The following is an 8,188-nucleotide window of genomic DNA, read 5'->3' on the forward strand; positions in this document are numbered from 1 at the left end:
CATGACCTTTCGCGTCTCGCCCGTTTCGTGGTTGGTGATCTCTTCGTCGGCCAACGCGCCGCAGATATCTTCGACGCTCAGCACCATGCTGGCTTCGCCTGCGATCGCAGCTCCATAGGCGAGCCATCCGGCGCTACGTCCCATCGCTTCGCAGAGAAAGTAGGAGCGGCCGGCTGCGGCGTCGAAGTTCAAGTTGCGAATTTCTTCTGCCAAAGTTTCCACGGCGGTGAAGAATCCGAACGTGAAATCGATACCCGAGTAATCGTTGTCGATCGTTTTGGGCAAGTGCACGATCGGGAATCGGCGTGCGTCGGCGGGCAAATTGTCCTGGAACATCTTCAATTTGTTCGCCGTTTTGAGCGTGTCATCACCGCCGATCGAAATCAACGCGTCGACTTCTAGCGAACACAGGCCTTCGTAAACGCGTCGCAGCGGAGCAACCAGTTCAGGGTCCTTCAAATGGGCTGGCGAATTGACGTGTTTGCCAGGGTTGGTGCGGGCGGTACCGATCATGATTCCGCGACTGCTGCGTGCATTGGTCAGCGAATCGTGCGAGAACCGGATGTAATCGGTACCCTCTTGCAGCGGTCCCGCCGCGGTGTATTCCGCCAATCGGCTGTAGCCATGTTTGATTCCAAAAACCTGGGCCCCTTCTTCGAGGAACGAAAATGCGGCGGTCGAAATCACTGCATTGGCAGCCGGAGCAGGCCCCCCCGCAAACAAGATGGCAACGCGTTTGATATCCAATGAATGTTTGCTGGGCATGGAGTGATTTCGTCTGGTTTGAGGGGAAGGTCGGGGAGCTGAGAAAGACCGGTTCTTTCGCATCGTGCACCGACGATTTTAGGGATCCCTGAGCGTTCGCCAAGATGGGAGGCCGGTTGCGGCGTCGAGTCGACGCCGTCAAACACCGGTGGGGGCGGCAAAGCTGCCGTTCTCAGCGCGATAACGCACACGCAGACTTCGTTGGGGGCGCGGGGCCAATGCCACCTACTCTGGCAACCACTGGAGATGCTCGGTAGTGGGATTCGCCAGAATTCCCATGTTTGCTGTTGAAACACCAGGAACTCTGGCGAGTCCCACTACGAAAGTAGGTGGCATTGGGCGCGGGGCCCCTCCGGTTGAGGCGAGTAAAAGGTTCGGTTTAGACCGGGCGAGGCCCCGTCCCGCACCGCTACAAACGCCACCCGTTTAGTGCCAAAGTCGATGGCATTGGACGCGTGTTGGTGATCCCCCCGGTGCGATAGTCCAAGCGGCCCCCGGCCTAGGATTGCCACTGCAGCGCTTCTTCGATCGCCGCTTCGTATTCCATGTCGGTCAACTCGAGAATCTCACGCATATCCGACAGGATCGCAATTTGCTGAGGTTGCAGCGTCCCCTCGGCCGACGCGGCAAGAAACATCGCCTGCAGTGCACGCATGCGTTGATCTTGGTTCCAGCCTCGCGAAATCGTCAGCACGTAGTTCTTGGCCAGCACCTTGTTTTCCATCGCAATGCTGCACAACCGCCCAAGTTCCTCGCGGTCCATCGGTCGCTCGAGCAGATCATTGGCGATCGTTTGCAGGGCGTCGATCTCGTTTTCACTGATTTCACCATCGGCCAGCACCACTAAAACGGCGGAGCGGATCGCTTGATCTCGAAATTGCGACTCGATTGTCGCTTCGTGCGTTTGCCGGTCCATGCTCAACACACTGGTATCCCACGTGCTGCGACAACTATCGCATTGAACAAATTCCTCTGCCGCACCAATCGGCACAGTGGGAACGAAGTAGAGCGTCAAAAACGGTCGCCTGGCTCTTAAGCGAAACGGTTGCGGCGTGCGGCATGTGGGGCAGTAAAAATTGCCCCGATCACGTGTCCGCGTCAGGTTCATGGTGCCGATCAGGATCATTTTTTTCAAAAATGCGGAAAATGGGGTAACAGCAGAACTGGCGGTGTTGCACGACGGACAGTGTCACAATGAGAGTTTTAGGGCGACTTTAACCATTAGTTGGCATTGTGACGGTGACGATCAGGCCGATTACACGGATCACACCGGATTGACTGGCGTTAATTTAGAAAGAGTTCCGATTGAAGACGATAACGAGTGAAGTTACCGATTTCATTTTACGCAGAAGCGGCGAGCGATCGACGCGGCAATTTAGCACATCATGGCCATTCTTCCCGTCTCGGCGAATCGAACGAGTACTCCGCTGATGAACCAGCGGTTGATGTTCCAGCTAAACGCGGATCAGTTGGCGCTACAGCGTCAGTATGACCAATTGTCGTCGGGCCGCAGTGTCTTAAAAATTTCTGACAATCCGGCGGCGGCCAACCGGGCACTCGGGTTAAACCGCACGATTGATCGCGGCAACCAATTGGTTCGCAACGCGGATTCGACGATCGGCTACTACGATTCCGCCGATACCGCACTATCGCAAATTGACAATGCGTTGATCACGGCCCGCGCGACGGCGGTTCAGGGCGTTGAAACGATCAATTCGGATGATGAACGCGAAGCCTTGGCACTGACGATTCGTGAAGCGATCAACAGTGTTTACACAGCCGGCAACGCGATGTTCCGTGACCAACAACTGCTCGGCGGGATTTTGAACGGCGGCAATGCTTACAGCTATGTCGACAATGAAATTGTCTATTCCGGCCGCGATGCCGTTGGCAAGACGATGCTTGGCGGTGGCGATCTGTCGGAAATCAACGTTACTGCATCGGATTCGCTCGGGACCAATGGCGTTTTTCTAAAAGGCGAACCGCTCGGTGCGGCGCTCGACTACGACACTCGCTTGGTCGATATGCGTGGCGGTGCTGGGGTTGCGCCGGGCGCGATTGAGTTGTCTGGTGGCGACAGCACGGTGGAAGTGGATCTCAGCAACGCGTCGACGATCGGTGATGTGGTCGACGTGTTGTCCAAAGTGGAATTGGAAGGACGTCCGCTGAGCGTGACGATCAGCAACGATTCGATCGAGATCAAATATGCAGACGATTTGCCTGGAACGTTAGCGATCCAAGACACCAAGGGCAGCACGTTGGCAAGTGATTTGTCGATCTCCAATCCAGGGGGGCTGAAGGCGCCGCCGCTTACCGGAGACCATTTATCGCCTCGATTGACCTCGGAAACAAAGATCGAAGATCTAGCGTTTGGGACCGGAGTGGACTTGAGTAGTGGTATCACGATCAAGCAGGGAAGCCAGAGTTTTTCGATCGATTTAAGCGAAGCCGAAAAGGTGGGCGACGTCTTGATCGCCATTAACCGTAGTGGTGCGGATGTGCATGCGGAATTGAACAACGCCGACGGCAGTATCCAGCTGCGTGCACTGCGAAGCGGCGTGGATTATTCGGTGGGCGAAAACGGCAGCAATGCCGCCCGAGCCTTGGGGATTCGCTCGGCGACCGAAGCAACGACGCTGGATGAACTCGGTCGCGGCCGTGGCGTCGTGCTCAATACACAAAGCGAGGATTTGGTGATCACCCGGCCGGATGGTGTCGAGTTGAACTTGGATCTCGAAGGGGCCGAGACCATCGAGGATGTCATTAATCTGATTCGCAATCACCCCAACAACCAAGACACCGCTCGCGTATTAGTCGGGCTGAATACGGTTGGAAACGGAATCGAGTTGCAGGCGCCTCCGGGGGCCAATCCGATGTCGATTCGTCAGCCGCAATTGAGCAACGCGGGAACTCGGCTGGGATTAATTCCCGAAGGCGAAATCGAAGCGTTCGGAGAGACGGTCGGCAGCGTGAATCAGATTGCTGGCGATGACTACATGCCGCGGGATGCTGGCGGGGCACTCGATACGCTGCTGCGACTTGAAACCGCCATTCGTGACAACGATGTCGTGGAAATCGAACGGCTGCAGGTCCGGTTGGACGAGGATTTGGACCGCGCGAGTCAAACGCGAGGCAAAATTGGGGTCTGGACGCGAAATTTGCAAGATATGAAAGCGTCCACAGAAACCAACGTGATCCAAATGACCGAACAACTTTCCAACGAAGTGGATGCCGATTTGGCGACCGTCATTAGCGATTTGAGTCAGCGTCAATTGTCGTTAGAAGCATCGATGCGAATTATCGGACAAACTTCACAATTGACGGTTTTGAACTACTTGTAACGATTTTTCCGAATTGTTTCATTTTGCCGAGGGGCCAGCCGATAAAGAGATTGGCAGGTCTTCGACCGACCTTTCTGTCAATAAGACCATCTGGAAATCGGGAAAGAAACGACATGAGAATCGATACGAATCGTTTTGGCACGTTGCAGATCAACGCGGACGAGTTGTTCTTTTCCCTCAAGGGTTGATTGGAATGGAAACGCTTCGTCAATGGGCGTTGCTGCCTGACCCTGAGAGTGCTTCGGTGGCATGGCTGCAAAGTGCTTCGCGAGGCGATCGGGCTATTCCGTTGATCAGCCCGCGAGCGTTTTTTCCTGAGTATCGCGTGCACATCAGCCGTCGTGAACTTGGCAGTTTGCATCTTCGCCCCGGTTCAGAAATCTACGTGATGACGACCGTCTCGGGTCGCCAAGGCAAAGTCAGCACGAACCTGCGAGCTCCGATCTTGTTGAACTTGGATCACCGTCTGGGTTGCCAAGTGATTGCCGACAACGATCTGCCGATCCAGCAAATTCTGCAGATTGCCTCGGCCACGCCCCAGCCCGCCGAGAGCAAAGCGGACGAGATCAAAGCGGCTCTCTCGCCGCTGCGTCGAGCGGCCTAAGTGCCCGTGCGTGCGGCCTGATCTTCCTGAAGCTCCCTTCGTCCCTTAAGCTGTGCCTATCACGTCAAACGACTGGTTGTTTGACGCATGAACCTTTGAGCACCGCAAGCACGGACACCGCAGGGGAAAACGAAGTATGGCTCACACGATCGTTATATTTGGCGCTTCGGGCGACTTGACCAGCCGAAAGCTGATTCCGGCGTTGTTCCTGTTGTTCAAAAAGGATCGCCTGCCCGAGGGATCTCGGATCGTGGGGGTTTCGCGAAGCCATTTCGAGCACGAAGAGTGGCGAGACGCACTTCGCACGACGACGGAAAAGTTCGCCGGCAAATCGTTCGATGCGGAAACCTGGAATCGGTTCAGCGAGAATGTCTTCTATCAAGCTGGCGATATTAAAGAATCGAGCGATTTCAAGAAGCTCGGCGAATTTCTAAGTTCGATCGAAACGGAAGCCCATACCGGCCGCGTCTATTATCTGTCGACGATGCCTCAGTTGTATGAGGAAGCGATCAAGCAACTCGGTGCAGCGGGATTGGCTGAGGACAGCGAGGGTTTCCGCCGCGTGATCATCGAAAAGCCGTTTGGGACCGACTTGAAAACGGCCCAAAATTTGAATCGTTCGATTCATACGGTTTTCCGCGAAGACCAAATCTATCGCATCGACCACTACTTGGGTAAAGAAACGGTCCAGAACATCTTTGCCCTGCGTTTTGCCAACAGCATCTTTGAACCGATTTGGAACCGCAACTACGTCGACAACATCCAGATCACGGTTGCCGAAGAAGTCGTGATTGGCCGTCGCGCCGGGTACTATGACACGTCTGGGATTCTGCGTGACATGTTCCAAAATCACATCTTGCAATTGATGATGATCACCGCGATGGAACCGCCCGCACGCTATGACTCGGCGCTGGTTCGTGACGAGAAGGTAAAGGTGCTGCACAGTGTTCGCCGCATGAGCGGTAGTGATTTCGCGATGAACACCGTACGTGGCCAATACAAAGGGTACCTGCAAGAAGAAGGCGTGCCCCAGCACAGTCAAACTGAAACCTTTGCGGCGTTGAAGTTGTACTGTGACAATTGGCGTTGGAAAGGTGTGCCGTTCTACTTGCGAAGCGGCAAGGGAATGTCATGTCGCACCACGCAAATTGTCATCCAGTTCAAGAATGTGCCGCACATCTTGTTTGGCGAAAAAACGCGTTCGCCGCTGGGCAACCGTTTGGTGATTCAGGTGCAACCGGCTGAAGGGATTCAATTGCATTTCGAGACCAAAGTGCCCGATTCGGAAATGAAAACACGAACGAGCACATTGGATTTCAGTTTCCGCCAAGCCCCCGGCGGAACATCGATGCCCGATGCCTACCAACGTCTGCTGTTGGATTCGATGACCGGTGACGCCAGTCTGTTTGCTCGCAGTGACGAAGTTGAATTGGCATGGGGGATCATTGATCCGATTATTGAGGCATGGAAGAGCCCCGCGGCGCCGGACTTGTTCCCGTACGAGCCTGGGTTATGGGGCCCCAGCGAAGCGGGCGAGTGGATGCGTCGTCAGAAACGCGAATGGTTCGACGTCTGCCCCGTCCTCTCGTAATCCCCACCATCTCCGGGATCCCATCATCTCCATCAAAAACGGGCCACTTCAAGGCCCGTTTTTTCGTATCTCCCCCCTCTCCCCCTCTCCCTGTCTGCTCACTCCTCACTCCCACCTCCCACCTCCCACCTCCCACCTCCCACCCCCCAACTCTCTACCAATTATCACGGTCGCACGCTTCATAGCGACGAGATGGAAGCCAGGTTGACTTTTTCTGGCAGTCAAAGTTTGGCGACTGGGTCGAGTTTGCCGAACCGACAAGTACACCCCGTCGTTTGCAGGCCTCGCATCATTGCGAGACTGGCATGTTCGACGCTCCGGTGCGCTTGATGGATCGAAACTCCCAATTCGTCGGGTTTGGAAAGATCAAGGCATGATCGTCCCAGACCGCATGACCCATCCTGTTGGAAACCCCAGTCGTGATGCTTCAATCAATTGATGCGACGTCGCCCCATGTAGTGCATGGCACTGTCAAGGGCGTCGCCAAAGAGATGTCGCCCCGTGAGGGCAACGTCGAGATACCTAGTGACAATATCGTTTCGGAATACCTGCTGGTTTGTGAAGCGCGTTCAACAACACTGATGGACGGCTTTTGGCAGTTTTCGCTTGAAACCGCAGGCGGCGAGCCTGTGTTTTCGGCGCAAGACAACGAGGTCGGCGATTTGAACCGCTTGACCTTGCTGGCGGCCGTTCGTGGACTCGAATCGATCGAAGGTGCGTCGACGGTCACATTGATCAGCAACAATCGTTATCTGATTCGTTCGCTCACCGATTCGCTGCCTCGATGGCGCGAGAACAATTTTGTGTGGGAGCATTTTGGGCGTCGTATTGATGTCCAACATGCGGACCTGTGGCGACGTATCGATCGAGCGTTGCAGATTCATCGTGTCGAAGCGTGTTTGGTTTCTTCGCGGCTTGTCAGCCCCGAACCGCGTCCGGTTGAGACCCCCGATAGTGCCGACGGTGTTCAGTTGCGAGTCGATTCGGCGCACGCCACGGCAGCTCCGGGGCCGCGAATCAAGCCACCGAACGATCGACTTCGTCAATGGCTACTTGGCGGCGGCGCGTCGTCGGGAAGTGCCCCGGCACGGCGGCGAATTCGCACTGCCGATTTGCTCGATTCCTAGGCTAGGGCGGTCCTCGTGGGCTGGCCGCACAGCCCACGAGTCGCGGCATCAGTGATGTCTTGGTTGAAACGCGGGTTCACCAAGCTCGGTTCGAAACGTCTCTCGTCATCAGCGAGAGACGTCCTTTTTTTTCAGTAGAACAATCCACCATTCATCCCGATTTTTTGTCTTTCGGTATCCCAAATGCACACACAAGTTTCGCTATCGTCGATCTCGAAGTTGATCAACGGAACCCACGAGAACCCCTCTGGTCTACTGGGACCTCATCCGATTGACTATCGAGGAACTGCGGCCACGGCGGTTCGCAGCTTTTTGCCGGAAGCTCAAGCTGCTTGGGTAATCGATCCCCAAAACGGCCAGCGACGTGCAATGCGGCGGATTCATCCAGCAGGCTTTTTTGAAGCGATTTGCGACCCCATGGTCGACGCATCGCTGGCAACGGGCCAAGATGCAAAGGAGAATCAATCACGTGTTCACAATATTGCCAACTCGAAGTATCGCATCCAGATGACCAACAAATCCGGGGAAACAGTCGAAATGAACGACCCGTACGCCGCACCGTCGATCTTGACCGATTTTGATAACTACTTGATTGGTCAAGGAAAGCACTATGAGTTGTACGAGCGGCTCGGAGCTCAGCTTCGCACCGTCGACGGAAAGCCTGGGGTGAACTTTGCCGTTTGGGCACCGAATGCCCGTTCGGTGCAAGTGGTCGGTGATTTCAATGGCTGGGACGGACGTAAACACGTTGCTCGCATCC

The 8,188-nt window shown here is 55.3% G+C and carries 6 protein-coding genes and 1 pseudogene; 5 read left to right on the forward strand and 2 right to left on the reverse strand.

The features are described 5' to 3' along the window. Both RMSM_RS22760 and RMSM_RS22765 read right to left on the reverse strand, forming a co-directional pair. The coding region (locus tag RMSM_RS22760) for a 6-phosphofructokinase (RefSeq protein ID WP_008701945.1) at positions 1–765 on the reverse strand (765 nt) is incomplete at its 3' end. Positions 766–1,264: 499 nt separating this feature from the next. Then, positions 1,265–1,780, reverse strand: coding sequence for a TerB family tellurite resistance protein (locus tag RMSM_RS22765; protein ID WP_236622269.1), 516 nt, complete (start codon positions 1,778–1,780; stop codon positions 1,265–1,267). A gap of 370 nt (positions 1,781–2,150) precedes the next feature. On the opposite strand from RMSM_RS22765, the gene RMSM_RS22770 reads away from it, so the two are divergent. The 5 genes and pseudogenes from RMSM_RS22770 to RMSM_RS42950 all read left to right on the forward strand — a co-directional run. Further along, on the forward strand, positions 2,151–4,106 hold the full coding sequence (locus RMSM_RS22770) for a flagellin N-terminal helical domain-containing protein (protein ID WP_008701949.1): 1,956 nt from the start codon (positions 2,151–2,153) through the stop codon (positions 4,104–4,106). Between the two features lie 113 nt (positions 4,107–4,219). Continuing rightward, positions 4,220–4,710, forward strand: a pseudogene (gene fliW / locus RMSM_RS22775) (flagellar assembly protein FliW). 136 nt (positions 4,711–4,846) lie between these two features. Continuing rightward, the gene (gene zwf, locus RMSM_RS22780) at positions 4,847–6,301 is read left to right on the forward strand and encodes a glucose-6-phosphate dehydrogenase (RefSeq protein ID WP_008701953.1); all 1,455 of its coding nucleotides are present in this window, start codon (positions 4,847–4,849) and stop codon (positions 6,299–6,301) included. 422 nt (positions 6,302–6,723) lie between these two features. After that, positions 6,724–7,428, forward strand: a complete 705-nt coding sequence (locus RMSM_RS42095) for a ribonuclease H family protein (protein WP_008701955.1) — start codon at positions 6,724–6,726, stop codon at positions 7,426–7,428. 183 nt (positions 7,429–7,611) lie between these two features. Beyond that, a partial coding sequence (locus tag RMSM_RS42950; RefSeq protein WP_040769059.1) for a GlgB N-terminal domain-containing protein occupies positions 7,612–8,188 on the forward strand: 577 nt, incomplete at its 3' end.

It is taken from the genome of Rhodopirellula maiorica SM1 (assembly GCF_000346295.1).
GTDB classification, from domain to species: Bacteria; Planctomycetota; Planctomycetia; order Pirellulales; family Pirellulaceae; genus Novipirellula; species Novipirellula maiorica.

Excerpts from the sequence above, each read along its gene's own strand:
- RMSM_RS22770 (WP_008701949.1), top strand. The coding sequence starts at position 2,151 with ATGGCCATTCTTCCCGTCTCGGCGAATCGAACGAGTACTCCGCTGATG.
- zwf (WP_008701953.1), top strand. The coding sequence starts at position 4,847 with ATGGCTCACACGATCGTTATATTTGGCGCTTCGGGCGACTTGACCAGC.
- RMSM_RS42095 (WP_008701955.1), top strand. The coding sequence starts at position 6,724 with ATGCTTCAATCAATTGATGCGACGTCGCCCCATGTAGTGCATGGCACT.